This window comes from Embleya sp. NPDC050154, from assembly GCF_044460165.1.
Taxonomy (GTDB): domain Bacteria; phylum Actinomycetota; class Actinomycetes; order Streptomycetales; family Streptomycetaceae; genus Embleya.
The window spans coordinates 318,136-336,701 of the sequence record NZ_JBITJP010000008.1; the positions used below are offsets into that span (position 1 = coordinate 318,136).

An 18,566-nucleotide genomic window follows, 5' to 3' on the forward strand; every position below is an offset into this window, starting at 1 on the left:
GGCGCACACCCCCCGAGCATCGACCCGCACCCGCATCGCGGCCGGGGCCGAGCAGGCAGGCGGCCCGGACGACCCAGGCGACCCGAGCGACCCGCCGGCCGCTACATCCCCGGCAACCAGGTCCCCCGTTGCGCCGGCACCGCCGAGGTGGGCGCCCCGCAACGCCCCTCGGCCACCGCTCGATGCGCCTGACGCGCCGTCATACCCGGTCCCGCCAACGGCTCGACGTCCTCCAGATGGAGCGGGTCGCCACACACCGCACAGATCACGGCGGCCTGCGCCTCGTGTCCCTCGGAGCCGCCGTGCCGGTAGACCACCGGCGGCCCGGTCTCGTCCGCGAGCCAGGTGTCGCCCCAGTGCCCGATCGCCACCAGCACCGGGAAGAAGTCGCGCCCCTTGGCGGTCAGCACATACTCGTGCCGGGGCCGCCGCTCCTCGTACGGAACCCGGTCGAGCAGGCCCTCCTCGACCAGCCTGTTCAGCCGCTGCGCCAGCACGTTGCGGCCGATCCCCAGGTTCTCCTGGAGATCCTCGAACCGCCGGACCCCGTAGGACGCCTCACGCAACACGAGCGGCGTCCACCCGTCGCCGAACAACTCGAGGACGCGCGCGATGGAGCACGGCCAGCTTCCGAACGAGGTCCGCTTCATGTCGCCACATTACTGAGCGGGACGGGATCGATACGCGATCGATCCCGCCCCGCTCAGTGTTTTTGACTACACGTCAGTTACAGCTCGGTCACCCGACGCTCAGGCGTCGCGCTTCCAGCGCGGCTTGCGGTCGCCCGCCGGGCCACCGGCCGGACGGTCGTAGTGACCGTCCCGACGCGGGGCACGGTCGTGCGAACGCTCGCCGCCGTAGGACGGGCGGTCGTTGTAGGCCGGCCGGTCGTTGTTGTACGTCGGACGGTCGCCGCGCGGGGCGCGGTCGTTGCCGTAGCCGGGACGGTCACCGCTGCGCGGCGCACGGTCCCCGTAGGAGGGACGGTCGCCCCGGTAGCCACCCTCACGCCGGTCGCCGCCGCCGTAGGACGGACGGTCGCCGGTACGCGGCGCGCGGTCCCCGTACGCGGGACGGTCGCCACCACGCGGGGCCCGGTCGCCGTAGGACGGCCGGTCACCCGTGCGCGGGGCGCGGTCGCCGCTGTTGTACGCGGGACGGTCGCCACGCGGGCCGCGGTCGCCCGACGGACGGTCGCCCCGGTAGCCACCCTCACGCCGGTCGCCGCCGCCGTAGGACGGACGGTCGCCACCACGCGGGGCGCGGTCGCCATAGGACGGCCGGTCGCCACGCGGCGCGCCGCCACGACGGTCGCCGCCGCGGTCGCCGCCGTACGGCGGACGGTCGCTGCCGCGGTCACGGTCGCCCCGGTAGCCACCCTCGCGCCGGTCGCCGCCGCGGTCGCCGCGGTCCGATCGCTCGTAGCGCTCGGTCCGCACCGGCGCGTCGCCGTTCTTGGCCGCCTCGGCAAGTTCGGCGGCCTTGCGGCGCAGCTCGGCGGCCTCGGCCTTGAGCTCGATGATGCGACCCGCGAGGCGCTCCGCCTCGGCCTCGGCCTCGACCGCGGCGTCCGCCACGGACTGCGCCTTGACCTCGGACAGCGTGCGCGCGCCGGTCAGCTTGCGCATCTCCGGGTCGTTGGAGCCCTGCACCCGAAGGCGGGTCGGCTCGACGCCGGCGTCCTCCATCAGGCGATCCACCGTGCGGCGCTGGTGCGGCAGCGCGAGCGTGACCACCGCGCCGGCCTCGCCGGCCCGCGCGGTACGACCCGCGCGGTGCAGGTAGTCCTTCGAGTCGGCGGCCGGGTCCACGTGCAGGACCAGGTCGATGCCGTCGACGTGGATGCCGCGGGCGGCGACGTCGGTGGCGACCAGGACCGGCGTGCGGCCCTCCTTGTACTCGGCCAGAGTGCGGGTGCGCGCGCCCTGGGTCATCCCGCCGTGCAGGGCCTCGGCGCGCACGCCGGCCTCACGCAGTTGCTGCGCGACGCGGTCGGCGCCGAACTTGGTCCGCACGAAGATCATCGTGCGCCCGCGGCGGGCCGCGATGGCCGCCGTGACGTACGTCTTGTCCTTCGGCTGCACGACCAGCACGTGGTGCGACATGGTGGTGACCGAGGACGCGTGCGGGTCCACCGAGTGGGTGACCGGGTTGTCCAGGTACTTGCGGACGATCGCGTCCACGCCCTTGTCCAGCGTCGCGGAGAACAACATCCGCTGGCCACCGGCCGGGATCAGATCGAGCAGCGCGGTGACCTCGGGCAGGAAGCCCATGTCCGCCATCTGGTCGGCCTCGTCGAGGATGGTGATCTCGACGTTGTCCAGCACGGCCGAACCGCGGTCGACCAGGTCCTGGAGCCGACCGGGGGTGGCGACCAGGATCTCCACGCCGCGCTCCAGCGCGAAGATCTGCTTCGGCATCGACATGCCGCCGGTGACCGTCTTCATCCGCAGGTCGAGGATGCGACCGTAGGGCTCCAGCGCGTCGTGCACCTGCATCGCGAGCTCACGCGTGGGCGTGAGGATCAGCGCGAGGGGGCGACGGGCGCGGGCCTTGCGACCGGACAGACGGGTCAGCATCGGCAGACCGAAGCCCAGCGTCTTGCCGGAACCGGTCCGGCCGCGGCCGAGGATGTCCTTGCCGGCCATCGCGTCCGGCAGCGTCGCGGCCTGGATCGGGAACGGGTGGGTCACGCCGCGGCGCGCGAGCGCGTCCACGACGTCCTTGTGCAGACCGAACTCGGCGAAGCTGGGGCCGGTCGGTTCGGGCTTGGCCTCGACCTCGTCCGAGGCGTCGTCCGCCTCGTCGAGCCCGGCCTCGTCGGCGGCGTCGTCCTCGACGCTCGCGTCGACATCCGTGTCGGTGTCGTCGTCGGTGTTCGCATCGGCGTCCGTCGCGGCCTCGTCCTGCGCCGCGAACCCGGTGTCGCCGTCGGTGGTGTCGTCGCTCTCGACGACCTCGGGAGTGATCTCGGTAATCTCCGCGGCGACCTCGGTCACCTCGGCTGCCTGCGCATCCGCCACACCCTCCTGCACCTCGGCACCTTCGGTGCCGGGCATGGGCGTAGCAGTGTCATTGGCATAGGGGGGCATGCAAAACCTTCCGGATGCGGCCCGTCTCGAAGGTCCGCAGCCGAAATGTGGTCGCACGAGAAAGCGACACTTCTGCGGAGCACCAGAACGAGCCTACGAGGCGCCGCGACTCATGGCGGCGCCTGGATATGGGCAAAGCGATTCACCAGCGTACCCGATCACTGCTCGTTCATGCCTATCGGGTGCGTTCGTACTCGACCCTCAGGCGTGCGTCCTCGTGCACGACGAGCAGCCTCGGACGCTGCCACGACCAGTGCTCGGGGAGCAGGAACAGCGTCCCCGGGGCACGGCGCAACAAGCGCAGTCCGGTGTAGCGGTAACGATAGGAAGCACCGATTTCTTCCTCGACCGCGACGCCGTCGTCCGATCGCATCCGCAGATCCTGCACCGAGTACAGCACCACGCCCGTCCGCCTGGGCAGTTGCTGCGCGACGGCCTTGCCCGCGTCGCGCCCGGACACCTTCGCGTACGCCCCCGAGGCCCAGAACAGGCACAACACCACGGCAGCGGCGACGAGCAGCGCCGACGGCGACCACGGCCGGGCCCCGGCTCCGGAATCGCGCCGATGCGCGCCGATCCGCCGCGACAGCAGCACCCCGTACGCGCAGACCAACAGCCCCGCCGCGAGCGCGCACGGCAACAACAGCGACCACCACTGGGCACCGCGGGCCGGCCACCGATGCACCGCGACCCAGGTCGCGCCGGGCACCGCGAACCACCCGCAGCGCAGCGCCCACGTGCACCACGCGGCGATCCGCCGGTGTCGGCGCAGCCACACCAGCAGCCGTGGATGCGCCGCCCGGGCCGCGAGCAGAGCCGCGACGGCCACGAGCAGCGGCCGGTACAACGCGCGCAGGCCGTCCGCGAGGTACTCCCGGGCCGGCGTGTCCAGCACGCTCTCGTCGAACCCGAGATAGGCGGACCGGGCCGAGGCACGAGCCCAGCCGAAGTAGTAGAGCAGCCCGGCGAGCACGAGCGCGGGCACCACGACGACGGCGGCGAACTCCCAGCCGACGCTTGCCGATCGCCCGTCCGAAACGCCCTTCGCGACCTCGGTGCGCGCGGTCTCGGCGGCCCGGTGGGCCCGGTGCGCGGACCTGCGCCGCCCGGTCGCCCGCCGGTTCGGCGACGCGGATCCGTGTTCCACCGCGCCGGCCCGCGGGGCGGCCGGTTCGCCGAACCACCGGGTGAGCATCGAGACCGGTTCGCCGTAGCAGACCCGAGCCAACTCGGAGGTGAGTTCGCCGGTCGTCCGGAACGGGGCGAACTCACCCGCCGGTGGCGCGACTTGGTCGACCGGGCCGGCCGACGGCGCGAACCGCGGGTCGGACCCGACGGACCCGCTCGAATCCGTCTCCTCGACGTCGCCGCCCGCCTCCCGCATCCGCGGCTCCGGGCTCCCCCACGCCTCACCCGCGACCGGCTCGTATGCCTCGGGGCCCGCCGACCGCCGCCACTCGCCCTCGCGAGCGCGCGGCACGGTCGAGTCGTGCTCGCCCACACGGGTCAACGACCCGGTTCCGGGAAACTCCGGCTCATCCTCGACGAAGTCCGGCACCGGCCCGATGTCCCCCTGCGTGGTCACCGCTTCAGCATGGGCACGGCAAAAGTCCCGCTCCAATTTCGGAGCATCGCCCGTCACCCGTTCGGCCGCGGCGCGTGAGCGCACGACGGGAGCGCACGCGATCCGGCCTGTCCCGGCTCGCCGGCTCAGCCGTACCCGTGCTCGTGCAGCCACTCGTCGCCGATCCCGAAGTGGTGTGCGACCTCGTGCACGACGGTCACCTCCACCTCCTCGACGACGTGTTCGTACGTCTCGCAGATCCGCAGGATGGGATTGCGGTAGATGGTGATCCGGTCGGGCAGCACACCCGCGTACCAATCCCCACGCTCGGTGAGTGGGATGCCCTCGTAGAGGCCGAGCAGGTTGGTCCCGTGCTCGCCGTCGGGGGCCGGTTCGTCCTCGACGAAGATCGCCACGTTGTCCATGAGCTTGGTCAGCTCAGGCGGGATCCGGTCCAGGGCCTCGGCCACCAGTTCCTCGAACTCCTCGCGCGACATCTCCAGCACGCCCCCATTCTGCGGCCTCCGCGCCCACTCCGGGGGGGTGCGTACGCGGGCCCGCGCGGGCCCCCGGCTATCTGTTTTGCAAGCGCCGCCGAAAACCCCGTATAGTTCGGGACGTCCCCGACGGCAACAAGACGCCGGACACGGCCAACAAGCCCCCATCGTCTAGTGGCCTAGGACGTCGCCCTTTCAAGGCGGTAGCACGGGTTCGAATCCCGTTGGGGGCACGCAACAAACCCCCTCGGGGGCCGCAACAAGCCGGACAGCCAGTACGGTAGGGTTCAACACGAAACACCGCGAGGGAAGCCCGGGAAGCCGGGTGGAGATCGTAGAGGTCCTGTGGAGCAGTTTGGAGTGCTCGTCACCCTGTCAAGGTGAAGGCCGCGGGTTCAAATCCCGTCAGGACCGCAAGATGGAAAGATCGGGGCGCCGAAAGGCGCCCTGATCCATCGAGGCCAGGTAGCTCAGTTGGTACGAGCGTCCGACTGAAAATCGGAAGGTCGGCGGTTCGACCCCGCCCCTGGCCACCGCAGCCGGATACACCGACGCCCCAGACGGAATCCCGTCCGGGGCGTTCTTGCGTGTGCGGATCGCCGGCCGGATCCCCGCCCGGCCACCACGACGACCGGGACGCGAAGGTCGGCCGCGACGAACCGGCCCGGCAGGACTGACCCGCTCGGGTTCCGCCCGGGGCCCGAGCTCGTGTCCACGCCGCCCGCATGGGACTTCGTCGTGATACTTCGTCCATGAGCGCCGCGGACGATCCCGATCGGATGCCCACCCATCCCCCGCACGACGAGGCGATGGGGACGCGGCTGAACTGGCTGCGGGCGGCGGTGCTGGGCGCCAACGACGGGATCGTGTCCACGGCGGGCCTGGTGGTCGGGGTCGCCGGAGCCACCGACGAGCGCGCGCAGTTGCTCACCGCGGGGCTGGCCGGACTGCTCGCCGGGTCGATGTCGATGGCCGCCGGCGAATACGTCTCGGTGAGCACCCAGCGCGACGCGGAGCGGGCCGCGCTGGTCCAGGAGCGCCGCGAGCTGACCGACGAACCCGAGGCCGAACTCGACGAGTTGACCGGGCTGTACGAACAGCAGGGACTCACCCGGCGACTCGCGCGCGAGGTGGCCGAACAGCTCACCGCACACGACGCGCTCGCCGCGCACGCCCAGGTCGAGCTCAAGATCGACCCGGACGAACTGACCAACCCGTGGCATGCGGCCGGGGCCAGCTTCCTGGCCTTCACCGTCGGCGCACTGCTACCGCTGCTGGCGATCGTGCTGCCGCCCGCCTCGGCCCGACTGCCGATCACGGTGGCCGCCGTCCTGGTCGCCCTGGTGTTGTGCGGGTGGAGCGGCGCCCGGCTGGGCGGCGCGCCGCCGACCCGCGCGATCGTGCGCATCACCGCGGGCGGGGCACTGGCGATGGCGGTCACCTACGCGGTGGGCAGCCTGCTCGGCGCGAGCGGGATCTGACCCGGCCCGCCGCCGGGATCGCCGGGCGCCCGGCCCGCGCCTTCTCTCGAGCCGTGACACTGCGTACACACCCCCGCACGGGCAGCGCCCGCCCGTGCACTCCGCCGTGACGAGCGGTCCGCACCCGCGTCCCGCCGCGTCGAACGCACGGACATCGCGGGGGTCGGACATCACCGACACCGATCGACAAATCACCCCGGGCACGTCGAGGACTTCCCGGTTTCCCCCTCCCGGGGCCACCGTTGGCCCGCAGGTCTCGGTACCGTCCTCGGAGTCGGTCCACACCGGACCGTCACCGGCAGCCCTTCGAGCGGAGGACCCGTGGCCACCCCATCTCGCGCCACCAGGCTCGTGTCGTCAGGCTCGCGTCCGCAACGCAAGGGCGGCGTGAAGTCGACCGCGGTCGCGGCGACCCTGACGCTGACCCTCGCCGGCGCACTCACCGCGTGCGGGAGCGGCGGCGGCAAGAGCTCGGCGAAGAGCGGTTACGCCGAGGTCTGCGCGGACCGGACGCACAACGTGCGCGTCGACGACTTCCGCTGCCTGGGCCGCACCGACCCGAGTCTGTCCTGGTACTACGTGCCGCATTCGTGCGGGCAGACGCTCAGTCCGACCAGGGGTATGACACTCGTCTCCGGGCAGGGATCCTTCGATCGCCCGCGCAAGGGCAAGATCGAACGCGGCGGCTTCGGCTCGTGCCCGTCGAAGAGTTCAAGCTGACGCGGTGTCACATCCGGGGAGGGCCTGAGCCATGCGTCGTATACCCAGCACGCCTCGACCGGGCTGGAAGCCACTCGTCGAGTCGCAGGGACTGCTCTACGCGGCCTGGGAGGACGACGACGGCACGGAGGTGCCGTACTGGCACGAGGAGGCGTACTACGAGCTGACCCTCGACGAGGTCGACCGGCTCGAGGACGTCACCGAGGAACTGCACGAGATGTCCGTGGCCGCCGCCCGGCACGTGATCGAGCGCGGTGACCTGACCGCGTTCGGCCTGCCCGACGAGGCCCGCGACTACCTGCGGATCACCCTGGAGGAGGAACACCCGAGCGTCTACGGGCGGTTCGATCTCGCGTGGGGCGGCGACGGGCGTGCGGCCAAGCTGCTCGAGTACAACGCGGACACCCCCACCGCGCTGATCGAGGCCTCCCTGGTCCAGTGGTACTGGTTGCGCGACTGCTTCCCCGAGCGCGACCAGTGGAACAGTCTGCACGAGCGACTCGTGCGCGCGTGGGGCCGGATCAAGCCCTATCTGCGCTCGGAGACGATGCACTTCGCGCACGTGGAGGGCACCGAGGACGAGGAGGAGTGGCTGCACACCGCCTACCTCCGGGACACCGCGACCGAGGCCGGGCTGACCACGATCGGTCTGGAGGTCGCCGAGATCGGCTGGGACAGCGAGCGGCTGCGCTTCGTGGACCTGGAGGAGCGGGGCATCGACACGATGTTCATGCTCTATCCGTGGGAGGACATGCTCGCCGAGCCGTTCGGGAAGCACCTGATCACCCACCCCCGGTCGTGCCTGTTCATCGAACCGGCGTGGAAGGCGATCCTGTCCAACAAGGCACTGCTCGCGGTGATGTGGGAGCTGTATCCCGGCCACCCGAACCTGCTGCCCGCCTTCCTGGACTCACCGCGCGGCATGGAGTCCTATGTGGCCAAGCCGCTGCACGGACGCGAGGGCGACGCGATCCGGATCGTCACGCCCGACGGCGAACACGTGCAGCCCGCCGAGGCGTACGGCGACGAGGGCTGGTGCTTCCAGGAGTACGTGCCGCTGCCCGACTTCGACGGCAACAAGCCCGTACTCGGCGCGTGGGTGGTGGACGGGAAGTCCGCCGGCGTCGGCATCCGCGAGTCCAGTGGTCCGGTCACCGACGGGTACGCCCGCTTCCTGCCGCACGTGATCGACGGCCCGGCGCCGGACGAGGACACCCGGCTCGCCTGGCTCGACGAGGACTGACCGGACACAGCGCGCGCACGCGTCCCCCGAACCCGGTCACCTTGCTCGCACACAGTCACGAAGGCCGGCGATTCGGCGGGATCCCGATCGCCGTGGATCGGCCCGGATACTCACTCAGCGTGGTCGATCGGCGATCGTTGGGCCGGGTCCGTTGAATCCCCCGACCCCGCGCGGTTCGGGTCCCCGCGACGCCCGCGGGCCCGGCCCGCGCATCCGCCGGGCCCGGCGCGGCGACCGCCCATCGACCCACCCGACGCGGCCCGGTGCCCCCGGCGTCGCTCACCGGCCCCGTGACGTCCGCGGAACCCCGGCCGACCGGGTCGCGGGCGCACCGGCCGGCGGACCCGGCCGACCGCCCTTCGACCGGCTCCCCGACGGAGAGGTTCGAACCACTGCCGTGAGCGGCCCGTCGAAGCACACACGGAGCCGGCATGTGACCAAGGTCACTGTTTTAAAGGGCGATGGTTTTCGTCGGCGGCCGGAAATCGACCGCGCATTCTATGTGATATTTTACTGGCCGCCGTCGGGAATCCCGGATGGAAGCGGCCGAGCGAGGCCCTCCGCAGCCCCCGACCGACCCGGATCCGACCGCGCCGCGGCCCCGGCACCCGCCCCGGAGCGACGCCGAACCGGCGTCCCAGCCGGCTCCCCCCGCTCCCACCTCCTGCGACCGTGCAGACGCGGAGTGGGACTCACAGGCACGCGCGGGGCACTTCCGGGCGCACAAAAAGAGTGCTGCACCGGACCCGGCGGGATCCGGTGCAGCACTCAGGGGAAAAGCTTTTCGACGCAGCCCTCAGGCTTCGCTGCGCTGCTGCGGAATGCCCGCGAGCAGGGCGCGGACCTCCACCTCGCGGTAGCGACGGTGTCCGCCGAGCGTGCGGATCGACGTGAGCTTGCCGGCCTTGGCCCAGCGCGTCACCGTCTTGGGGTCGACGCGGAACATGCTGGCAACCTCGGCCGGCGTCAGCAGCGGCTCGGCATCAGGCGTACGAGCGGTCATGAGCGGCCTCCTCGGGAGAACCGAACCAACACGGTTCTTTCTTCAAATTCTGCACCTTGACCCACGATGTCCTAAATAGTTCACGAGGGCCAAGTCGGTTATAGGACGAACGGCTTGTCCTTCACAGTACAAGTACACCATCCGCCGCACCCGGTTGGTCAAACCGCCGGAATTGGCATCCCAGGGTTCAAGCCACGCGATCCCGAAGGACCAGGCATAGCGGACAGTCACATGACTGTGACGATGAGTCACTCGAGCCCGAACGACCCCTCGTGTCCACCCCGTCCCACCAGCAACGAAGTATCCCCGATGACTCGACCCGGCCAGACCGACTACATCTGGTTTGTCCTTTTCATCATATACGAACCATTCGCTGGCGTATGCACCCTGTTGTGAGTCGATCTCCGTCAACCTGGAGGACTGGGAGTCCCACAACTCGAACCAGCAGGTTGAGAGGCTTTCAGATCACGGGGTGACTGAACACGAAAGAGTGACGACGGTCACGCCGAAACTTCATGAAATGCGGACGCTTGCTCAGCTCGCGTGCTCCAGGGCACGTACCGATTGCCAACGCTCCGTAATCCTGCGGTAGGCGGCCGATGCTCGCGCTCCGTCACCGGAGCCCAGTGCGGCGATGCCCTCCGCGACGTCCGCGACCGAGTTCTCGGCGGCCGGATCGCCCGACCCGATCAGCCGCACCAGACCGCCGTAGTCCAGCTCGACCAGCGCGCGCGGATGGAACTCCTCCAGCCAGCGGCCCACGCTCTCCAGCCCGGTGATCAGCGCGCCGTCCCCGACCGTCTCGCGGAGCACCTTCAGCGCCCTGGCCACCCGCCGCCGGGCCTGCACCATCGGCGTGCGGTAGTAGAGCTCGCCCGGTCCCGCCGCCGCGCCCTCGGCCGCGGGCACCAGGACCCGCTCGTCCGGCGCGAACAGCACGAACCAGCGCACCGGGACGTGCCACGTGCTGCTGTGGATGTGCGGCTGCACGTCGGGATGCGCGGACTTCCAGCGCTCGTGCTCGACGTGGGCCTGGTCGATCACCAACCGCGGCCAGAACACGTCCAATACCGCCGCCGGATACTCCCGACGCAACTCGGCCAGCGCCGTCCAGCAGCGCAGCCGGGTCTGCCGCGGGCAGATCACCGTGACGCCGTCCAGGACGTGCACGTAGGCGTCCTCGCTCTCGTGCGGTGGCGCGATCACCGGAGGGGTGGCCAGGAGGTTCTCCAGGCCGCTCCGGTGCTCCTGCGCGGTCAGTCCGGCGGGCGAGGGCGCCTCGGGCGACGCGGGGGTGCCTGCGGGCTGTGTGGCGGCGTACGCGGCCCACCGCTCGCGTTCCGGTTCGGGAAACGCGGCAAGCGGCTCGTACACCCGCAGGTACGCCGCGTAGGGGGCAACCACCGAAGTCCGCACGAGGGAATCTTGGCACGTCGGGCGGGCCCCGACGTGGAGAAGGTCCAACCCGGTGATCCGCACGGGTTCTAGGCTTGAACCGCCGCGCAGATCCGCGCGGCACCAACGTCACCACGATCCCATGGAGTCACCACAGTGACCGACAGGATGGAAGGCCCCGACGGCACGACGTCGGGCCTGGTGTTCGGCAGGTCGACCGGCCACGAACAGGTCGTCTTCTGCCAGGACCGCGCGAGCGGCCTGCGCGCGATCATCGCGATCTACTCCAGTGCCCTGGGACCCGCCCTCGGCGGCACCAGGTTCCACCCCTACGAGAGCGAGGAGGAGGCCGTCGCGGACGTCCTCAACCTCTCCCGCGGCATGGCCTACAAGAACGCCCTCGCCGGACTCGACCACGGCGGCGGCAAGGCCGTGATCATCGGCGACCCGACCCGGGACAAGACCGAGGTGCTGTTGCGCGCCTACGGCCGCTTCGTCCAGTCCCTGGGTGGTCGCTACATCACCGCGTGCGACGTGGGCACCTACGTCGACGACATGGACGTGGTCGCCAAGGAGTGCGCCTACGTCACCGGCCGCTCCCCAGAGAACGGCGGCGCGGGCGACTCGTCCGTGCTGACCGCGTACGGGGTCTTCCAGGGCATGCTGGCGTCCGCCGAGCACCGCTGGGGCAGTCCGACGCTGCGCGGTCGCCGGGTGGGCGTGGCGGGCGTCGGGAAGGTCGGCCGGCACCTGGTCGGGCATCTGCTCGCGGACGGCGCCTCGGTGGTGATAACCGACGTCGACGAGCGCGCCGTGGCGCGGGTGCGGCACGAGCACCCCGAAGTGGACTTCGTCGCCGACACCGACACCCTGATCCGCCTCCCGGACCTGGACGTGTACGCGCCCTGCGCGCTCGGCGGCGCACTCGACGACGTCACCGTCCCGGTGCTGACCGCGGCCGTGGTGTGCGGCGCGGCCAACAACCAACTGGCGCATCCGGGCATCGAGAAGGCGCTCGCCGAGCGCGGCGTGCTCTACGCGCCGGACTACGTGGTGAACTCCGGCGGGGTGATCCAGGTGGCCGACGAGCGGCACGGATTCGACTTCGAGCGGGCCAAGCGCAAGGCCGGCGGCATCCGCGCGATCACCGCGAAGATCTTCGCGTCGGCCGAGGAGGAGGGCGTGCCACCGGTCGTCGCGGCGGACAGATTGGCCGAGCGGCGCATGGCGGATGTGGGCCGCCTGCGTGACATCTACCTCCAAACCTGACCGACACGGTATCGTCAGACCCGGCAAAGGACCCCAGATCAGGCCCCTGACCAGCCGGAACGACAGAGCCCGGTCGGGGTCCGAGCCCCGCTGTCACCCATGCGACGTACCGTCCGGCGGCGGAAGCAGGTACCGTTAATCCCCTACGGGCCGGTTCTCAAGCGTCATCGAACCGTCCCTGACTATGAACGCGTGTCAAGACCCGGGGCCGTGAGCCCCGTCGTTGAGGGGGTCGAGCCATGGGGCGCGGCCGGGCCAAGGCCAAGCAGACAAAGGTCGCCCGCCAGCTGAAGTACAACAGCGGCGGTACGGATCTGAGCCGTCTGGCTGAAGAGCTGGGCGCGTCGTCGCCAACCGACTTGCCGATCGGCAAGCCAGAGGTTGACGACGACACGAGTGAAGACGAGTTCGACGACCCCTACGCGGGGTATTCGGCTCGTTACAACGATGACGAGGACGAGGAAGACGACGGCCGATCGCGCCATCGTTGACGCCCCGCTCCTCTTCTTCGAGCACGGGAGACAACGCCCAATTCAGCCGGGGCGCCCGTGCGCTGTGACACCGCCCGGTCCGGGACCGAGTAGGACGACTACTCGACCCCGGGCCGTTTGGCGTGTTCGCGAACGCGCCCACGGAGGTACCGCCGTCCCGATCCGGGACGACGGCGACCGCCGCGGGTGCTTTCGTCATGCCCGGTGATCGCCGCTCAGTACGGCCCGGCCGGAGCCGGTGACGATGTCGCCCAGGACCCAGGCCGGCACGCCGCGCTCGGCGAGCACCGCCAGGGCCGCGTCGGCCGCGTCCGCGGCGACCACCGCGATCATGCCCACGCCCATGTTCAGCGTCTTCTCCAGTTCGGCGCGGGCCACGTCGCCGAGCGAGCCGACCAGGCCGAAGATCGGTGCCGGGGTCCAGGTCGAACGGTCCAGGCGGGCGTCCAGGTGGGCCGGGAGCACGCGCGCCAGGTTGGCCTCCAGGCCGCCGCCGGTGACGTGCGAGAACGCGTGCACGTCGGTGCGTCGGGCCAGGTCGAGGCAGTCCAGCGAGTAGATCCGGGTCGGCTCCAGGAGTTCCGCGCCGAGGGTGCGGCCCAGTTCCGGCACGTCGCGGTCGAGCTTCCAGCCGGCGATGGTGAAGAACACGTGCCGGGCCAGCGAGTAGCCGTTGGAGTGCAGGCCGGAGGCGGCCATCGCGATCACCACGTCGCCCTGGCGCACCCGCTCCGCGCCGAGCAGGCCGTCGGCCTCCACGACGCCGGTGCCGGCGCCCGCGACGTCGTACTCGTTCGGGTCGAGCAGGCCGGGGTGTTCGGCCGTCTCGCCGCCGACCAGCGCGCAGCCGGCCAGCACGCAGCCCTCGGCAATGCCCTTGACGATCGCCGCGATGCGTTCGGGGACGACCTTGCCGGTGGCGATGTAGTCGGTCATGAACAGCGGCTCGGCACCGCACACGACCAGGTCGTCGACGACCATGCCGACCAGGTCGTGGCCGATCGTGTCGTGCTTGTCCATCGCCTGCGCGATGGCGACCTTGGTTCCCACCCCGTCGGTCGCGCTGGCCAGCAGGGGGCGTTCGTACCGCTTGAACGCGGACACGTCGAACAGGCCCGCGAAGCCGCCCAGGCCGCCGACGACCTCGGGCCGGGTGGCCTTGCCGACCCATTGCTTCATCAGCTCGACGGCGCGGTCACCGGCCTCGATGTCGACGCCGGCCGCGGCATAGGTCGCGGTACGGGGGGTGGGGGTGGACTGGTCGCTCACGGCGGCGGCCCTTTCGGGTCGGGTCGGTGGATCTTCTCGGGGCGCCCCGTCGCGGCCCCGGGTGGGGACGCGACGCGACGATCCGAAGGAGAGAACTCGGGGACTCGGCTGATCAGGGACGGCGGAGCGCGTCCTCGGCCCCGCCGCCGCCGAGGAGGGCCTGCACGCCGTCCACGTCGGTGCGGACGGTCTGCTCGATGCCTTCGAGGAGGTGCTTGCCCAGCCGCTCGGGGTCGGGCAGCTCGATCGGGTACTCCCCGTCGAAGCAGGCCCGGCAGAGCCGGTCCTTGGGGATGGTGGTCGCCTCGACCATCGCGTCGATCGAGATGTAGGCGAGCGAGTCGGCCCCGAGGGACTTGGCGATCTCGTCCACCGAGAGACCGTTGGCGATCAACTCGGCCCGGGTGGCGAAGTCGATGCCGAAGAAGCACGGCCACTTCACCGGCGGCGAGGAGATCCGCACGTGTACCTCGGCCGCGCCGGCCTCGCGCAACATCCGCACCAGCGCGCGCTGCGTGTTGCCGCGCACGATCGAGTCGTCGACGACGACCAGCCGCTTGCCCTGGATGACCTCGCGCAGCGGGTTGAGCTTGAGCCGGATGCCCAGTTGCCGGATGGTCTGGCTGGGCTGGATGAAGGTGCGACCCACGTAGGAGTTCTTGACCAGGCCGTTGCCGTACGGGATGCCCGACTGCTCGGCGTAGCCGATCGCGGCGGGGGTGCCGGATTCGGGGGTCGGCATGACCAGGTCGGCGTCGACCGGGAACTCCTGGGCGAGCCGTCGGCCCATCTCCACCCGGGACGCGTAGACGCCTCGGCCGGCGATCGTGGTGTCGGGGCGGGCCAGGTAGACGTACTCGAAGACGCAGCCCTTGGGCTTGGCCTCGGCGAACCGTCGGGTGCGCAGGCCGTGCTCGTCGACGGCGATCAGCTCGCCCGGTTCGATCTCGCGAATGAACGAGGCACCGACGATGTCGAGTGCGGCGGTCTCGCTCGCGACCACCCAGCCGCGCTCCAACCGACCGAGCACGAGGGGCCGGATGCCCTGGGGATCGCGCGCGGCGTAGAGCGTGGTCTCGTCCATGAAGACCAGCGAGAAGGCGCCCTTGACCTTGGGCAGCACCTGCATCGCGGTCTGTTCCAGGGACAGGTCCGGGCTGCCGGCCAGGAGCGAGGTCAGCAGATCGGTGTCGCTGCTGGCCTCGATCCGGCCCTGGTAGGGATAGTTGAGCTCGCCGCGATCGGGGCCCTGCTCGGCGACCAGACGGGACAGCTCACCCGTGTTGGTGAGGTTTCCGTTGTGGCCGAGCGCGATGCTGCCGGTCGCGGTGGCCCGGAAGGTCGGCTGGGCGTTCTCCCAGACCGACGAACCGGTGGTCGAGTAGCGGGCATGGCCGACGGCCATGTGCCCGCGGAGCGAACCCAGAGTGGTTTCGTCGAAGACCTGGGAAACCAGGCCCATGTCCTTGAAGACCAGGATCTGGGATCCGTTGCTCACAGCTATGCCGGCGGATTCCGTTCCGCGGTGCTGCAATGCGTAGAGACCGAAGTAGGTGAGTTTTGCGACCTCTTCGCCGGGGGCCCAAACGCCGAAGACGCCGCAGGCATCCTGCGGGCCCTTCTCGCCGGGGAAGAGATCGTGGTTGAGTCGTCCATCGCCACGTGGCACGTGATCGAGTCTACGACAGGGCCGGATCGGTCGCGGTTCACCCCATCAGTGGCAGGTATCCGGACAAGTCGCTGCGTTCTCCACTGGCCAGAACCCGACCGTCCTCGACCGCGTCCGCCCAGGTCAGGCGGCCGGTGGCGAGGCGGAGCCAGGTCCTGGGGTCGGTCTCGACCACGTTGGGCGGAACGCCCCGAGTGTGCCGGGGGCCTGTGACGCACTGCACTACGGCGAACGGCGGGACGCGGACCTCGACCGAGTGTCCGGGGGCCCTGGTCGCCAGCGCGTCGGCCAGCGCGCGGACCACGGTGCCCAGCGCGTGCCGGTCGTGCGGGAACGGCTCGCCGATCGCGCGTTCGAGGTCGTCGCAGTGCACGACGCCCTCCACCAGACGGGTCACCAGCATGTCGGCGACCCGCATCGGGCCGATCCGGGTGATGGTGATCCGGGTGTCCGGGACGCCGTCGAGGGCGGCGATCGCGTCGTCCACGAAGTCGGCGGGGGTGTGGCCGGCCTCGGCCATGTCGTCGGCGATGGCGGAGACCACCGCGGCGTACGCGGAGGTGCCGTTCGCCCACTGCTCGACGGTGATCGGGGGGCCGCCGGGGATCGGCTCGGCGAGCCAACGCGGCACCGCCTGCACGCTCGCGGCCAGGTGGCCGACCAGGTTGGCGGTGGACCAGCCGGTCAGCCCGGAGGGAGCCGCGAGTTGGGCCGGGGTCAGCCGGGACGTCACCTCCACCATCGCGTGCCACTGCGCGATCAGCGCGGCGCGCACCTTGACCGGGTCGACCTTGCGGGGGCGCGGGGCGGCGGGGCGGCTCGTCATGGGTGCAGATTAGAGGGCTCGATCGGGGACGAGTAGGCGATTCGTTTCTGCACCGATTCGCCGCGCGGGCGCCCGGCCGGGCGCCCGCGTCGCCACGCTGGGGACATGAGCAATTACGGGGACCCCGACCGGGTCGAGGCGATCGCGAGTGAGTTGGCGGCGGCCGGCGAGCGGGTGCGGCCCGGGCCGATGACCATCGAATGGCGCGGCACCGCGGCGGACGCCTTCGCGGCCCGGGCGCAGGCCTGGCGCCGCGAGTGCGCGGCGGCCGAACCGGCCGTGCTCGCGGTGGTCGAGGCGCTGCGGGCACACGCTGCGGCGATGCGGGCGGCACTGGCCCGGATCGCGGCCAACGAGCGGGCGGCCCGGGCTGCGGCCGGGCCGGACGCACGGGAGCGCCTTCCGGCCGGCGGCAGCGCGGCCTGGCTGGACGAGCGGTGGGCGACGCGGTGACCGCCGGGTTCACCGCGGTGCCGGACGCGCTGATGGCGCTCGCGGGCCGGCTGCGCGCGGTCGCCGGCGAGGTGTGGGCGCTGCGCGAGCGGGTCGCGGCGGTGGATGTCGCGGCGAGCAGGCCGCTGGCGCCGGCGACCTTCGAGGTGCTGCGGGCCCGGCTGCGCGACGCGGTGGAGACGCTGGATCGGGCCGAGCGCACCGGCGTGGATCTGGCCGACCGGCTGACCGAGAGCGCCCGGGCGTACGCGGAGGTGGACACGACCGCGGCGACCCGGTTGCCGGCCCTGGTGTCGGCCGGTCCCGCTCTCCCACCGCCGCCCGCCGCGTCGGTCCGGGTCGCCGAGCCGCCGTTCGTGCTGCCCGAGGCCTTCCGCGGCCCGGTCACGATCCGGCCGATGGGCCGCGGCGCGGGCATCGCCCGCATCACGTCGGTCGTGTCGGGCGGGGCGGGTGCGGCGGGTGCCGCGGCCCCGCCGGACGGCTCGCCCGCGCCGGACGGGGACGAGATCGTGGCCCGCGCGAAGCGGTGGGCCGACCTGCGGCTGGGCTACAGCATGACCGGGCTGCACGACGGCTACCGCACGGATTGCTCGGGGCTGGTCTCGATGGCCTGGGGCCTGCCGCCACCGGGGCTGACCACGGTGACCCTCCCGGAGGTGTCGCACCCGATCGGCAAGGACGACCTGCGTCCCGGGGACATCCTGCTCGACACCGCGCCCGGCGCGGCCGGGCACACGCTGATCTTCGCGGGCTGGGCGGACGCGGCGCACACGAGGTATCACGCGTACGAGGAGAGTGCCTCGAAGGGCGCGCACCATGGCACAATTCCCTACCCGTACTGGTCCGGGCACGGTACCTTCCGGCCGTACCGGTTGGGGACGTAGCGGTGCGGTCTCACCGCGCCGACGGGGGTGGGCGATGCGCCTGGGGACGAGGTCCGGCGCGGAATCGAGCAGCAGGACAAGCGCCGGCGCCGGCTCCACACGGCGTGCGGTCCCCATCGCGGTGATCGTCCGCAGAACGCTGCTGCTGGGACCTGCCGCCGTGGCGTTGATCACGTGGCGGATCGCGGCGGCCAATCCGTGGAACCTGGACGTGTTCGACCGGGGGATCCTGACCGGCGGGGTGGTTCCGGCCGCGCTCGGGATCTGCCTGATCGGGATCGAGGTCGCGGCCACGTTCCGCGCCCTCGTGGTCCGCGTGGCGGCACTGGGACTCGCGTTCGTGGCCGGGCTGGTGATGGCCCTCGGCACGGTGGTCACCGCACTCACCCTGGACGATCGCCCGGCCGGGAAGGTCGTGGCGGTGTCACCGGACGGCCGGATTCGGGCACTGCAGGTGGACGGCGCGGCCTCGTACTCGGTCGACTCGATCTACGACCTGGAGATCCGGTCGACTGCGGGCCTGGACCGGAGCACGAGCATCCTGAGCGAGTGCGAGGACCACGGGGCGACGATCACGGGCGTGCGGTTCCTGGACAACCGCACGCTGGAGTACACCCCGCCCCGGGGGACTCCCGTGCGCGTGAGCTTCGATCGCAACCTGAAGGCCGAAAGGCAACAGTGCCCGTGAGGGGTGCACGAGGCACCCC

The 18,566-nt window shown here is 71.4% G+C and carries 17 protein-coding genes and 3 tRNA genes; 11 read left to right on the forward strand and 9 right to left on the reverse strand.

Annotated features, from left to right (window positions below; all coding sequences use genetic code 11):
• Positions 1-101: 101 nt before the first annotated feature.
• From ACIBSV_RS19660 to ACIBSV_RS19675, 4 genes are all read right to left on the reverse strand, one after another.
• Positions 102-650, reverse strand: coding sequence for a winged helix-turn-helix transcriptional regulator (locus ACIBSV_RS19660; RefSeq protein WP_395864602.1), 549 nt, complete (start codon positions 648-650; stop codon positions 102-104).
• Between the two features lie 99 nt (positions 651-749).
• Positions 750-3,059, reverse strand: a complete 2,310-nt coding sequence (locus tag ACIBSV_RS19665; RefSeq protein WP_395864604.1) for a DEAD/DEAH box helicase — start codon at positions 3,057-3,059, stop codon at positions 750-752.
• 208 nt (positions 3,060-3,267) lie between these two features.
• Positions 3,268-4,677, reverse strand: coding sequence for a hypothetical protein (locus tag ACIBSV_RS19670; RefSeq protein WP_395864606.1), 1,410 nt, complete (start codon positions 4,675-4,677; stop codon positions 3,268-3,270).
• Between the two features lie 125 nt (positions 4,678-4,802).
• Positions 4,803-5,162, reverse strand: a complete 360-nt coding sequence (locus tag ACIBSV_RS19675) for a metallopeptidase family protein (RefSeq protein WP_395864608.1) — start codon at positions 5,160-5,162, stop codon at positions 4,803-4,805.
• Between the two features lie 151 nt (positions 5,163-5,313).
• Here ACIBSV_RS19675 and ACIBSV_RS19680 point away from each other — a divergent pair.
• The 6 genes from ACIBSV_RS19680 to ACIBSV_RS19705 all read left to right on the forward strand — a co-directional run bounded on the left by ACIBSV_RS19680 (position 5,314) and on the right by ACIBSV_RS19705 (position 8,597).
• Positions 5,314-5,386 (forward strand) — tRNA-Glu (locus ACIBSV_RS19680).
• Between the two features lie 106 nt (positions 5,387-5,492).
• Positions 5,493-5,567 (forward strand) — tRNA-Asp (locus tag ACIBSV_RS19685).
• Positions 5,568-5,612: 45 nt separating this feature from the next.
• A tRNA-Phe gene (locus tag ACIBSV_RS19690) sits at positions 5,613-5,686 on the forward strand.
• Positions 5,687-5,905: 219 nt separating this feature from the next.
• Entirely contained in the window at positions 5,906-6,634 is a 729-nt protein-coding gene (locus ACIBSV_RS19695) for a VIT family protein (RefSeq protein WP_395864610.1), read from the forward strand.
• Between the two features lie 321 nt (positions 6,635-6,955).
• On the forward strand, positions 6,956-7,354 hold the full coding sequence (locus ACIBSV_RS19700; RefSeq protein WP_395864612.1) for a hypothetical protein: 399 nt from the start codon (positions 6,956-6,958) through the stop codon (positions 7,352-7,354).
• 31 nt (positions 7,355-7,385) lie between these two features.
• Entirely contained in the window at positions 7,386-8,597 is a 1,212-nt protein-coding gene (locus ACIBSV_RS19705) for a glutathionylspermidine synthase family protein (RefSeq protein ID WP_395864614.1), read from the forward strand.
• Between the two features lie 796 nt (positions 8,598-9,393).
• Here the strand turns inward: ACIBSV_RS19705 and bldC are convergent.
• The gene (gene bldC / locus ACIBSV_RS19710) at positions 9,394-9,600 is read right to left on the reverse strand and encodes a developmental transcriptional regulator BldC (RefSeq protein WP_020555617.1); all 207 of its coding nucleotides are present in this window, start codon (positions 9,598-9,600) and stop codon (positions 9,394-9,396) included.
• Positions 9,601-10,134: 534 nt separating this feature from the next.
• Positions 10,135-11,016 (reverse strand): hypothetical protein, encoded by an 882-nt coding sequence (locus tag ACIBSV_RS19715; protein ID WP_395864616.1) that lies wholly within the window; start codon positions 11,014-11,016, stop codon positions 10,135-10,137.
• 147 nt (positions 11,017-11,163) lie between these two features.
• Between ACIBSV_RS19715 and ACIBSV_RS19720 the strand changes: the two genes are divergently transcribed.
• Together ACIBSV_RS19720 and ACIBSV_RS19725 are read left to right on the forward strand one after the other, a co-directional pair.
• A complete protein-coding gene (locus ACIBSV_RS19720; protein WP_395864731.1) occupies positions 11,164-12,264 on the forward strand; it encodes a Glu/Leu/Phe/Val dehydrogenase in 1,101 nt (366 codons plus the stop codon).
• A 239-nt stretch (positions 12,265-12,503) separates the two neighbouring features.
• The gene (locus ACIBSV_RS19725) at positions 12,504-12,755 is read left to right on the forward strand and encodes a DUF3073 domain-containing protein (RefSeq protein ID WP_020555620.1); all 252 of its coding nucleotides are present in this window, start codon (positions 12,504-12,506) and stop codon (positions 12,753-12,755) included.
• 195 nt (positions 12,756-12,950) lie between these two features.
• Here ACIBSV_RS19725 and purM read toward each other — a convergent pair whose 3' ends face one another.
• From purM to ACIBSV_RS19740, 3 genes are all read right to left on the reverse strand, one after another.
• Positions 12,951-14,024, reverse strand: coding sequence for a phosphoribosylformylglycinamidine cyclo-ligase (purM, locus tag ACIBSV_RS19730; RefSeq protein ID WP_395864618.1), 1,074 nt, complete (start codon positions 14,022-14,024; stop codon positions 12,951-12,953).
• Positions 14,025-14,136: 112 nt separating this feature from the next.
• The gene (purF, locus tag ACIBSV_RS19735; RefSeq protein ID WP_395864620.1) at positions 14,137-15,693 is read right to left on the reverse strand and encodes an amidophosphoribosyltransferase; all 1,557 of its coding nucleotides are present in this window, start codon (positions 15,691-15,693) and stop codon (positions 14,137-14,139) included.
• 37 nt (positions 15,694-15,730) lie between these two features.
• The gene (locus ACIBSV_RS19740) at positions 15,731-16,519 is read right to left on the reverse strand and encodes a sterol carrier family protein (RefSeq protein ID WP_395864622.1); all 789 of its coding nucleotides are present in this window, start codon (positions 16,517-16,519) and stop codon (positions 15,731-15,733) included.
• Positions 16,520-16,624: 105 nt separating this feature from the next.
• On the opposite strand from ACIBSV_RS19740, the gene ACIBSV_RS19745 reads away from it, so the two are divergent.
• The 3 genes from ACIBSV_RS19745 to ACIBSV_RS19755 all read left to right on the forward strand — a co-directional run bounded on the left by ACIBSV_RS19745 (position 16,625) and on the right by ACIBSV_RS19755 (position 18,547).
• A complete protein-coding gene (locus ACIBSV_RS19745) occupies positions 16,625-16,972 on the forward strand; it encodes a hypothetical protein (RefSeq protein WP_395864624.1) in 348 nt (115 codons plus the stop codon).
• Positions 16,957-17,859 carry a hypothetical protein gene (locus ACIBSV_RS19750; RefSeq protein WP_395864626.1) on the forward strand — a complete coding sequence of 301 codons (903 nt, stop codon included), beginning with the start codon at positions 16,957-16,959 and terminating at the stop codon, positions 17,857-17,859. The genes ACIBSV_RS19745 and ACIBSV_RS19750 overlap by 16 nt, the downstream gene beginning before the upstream one ends.
• Positions 17,860-17,980: 121 nt before the next feature.
• A complete protein-coding gene (locus ACIBSV_RS19755; RefSeq protein ID WP_395864628.1) occupies positions 17,981-18,547 on the forward strand; it encodes a hypothetical protein in 567 nt (188 codons plus the stop codon).
• Positions 18,548-18,566 lie beyond the last annotated feature (19 nt).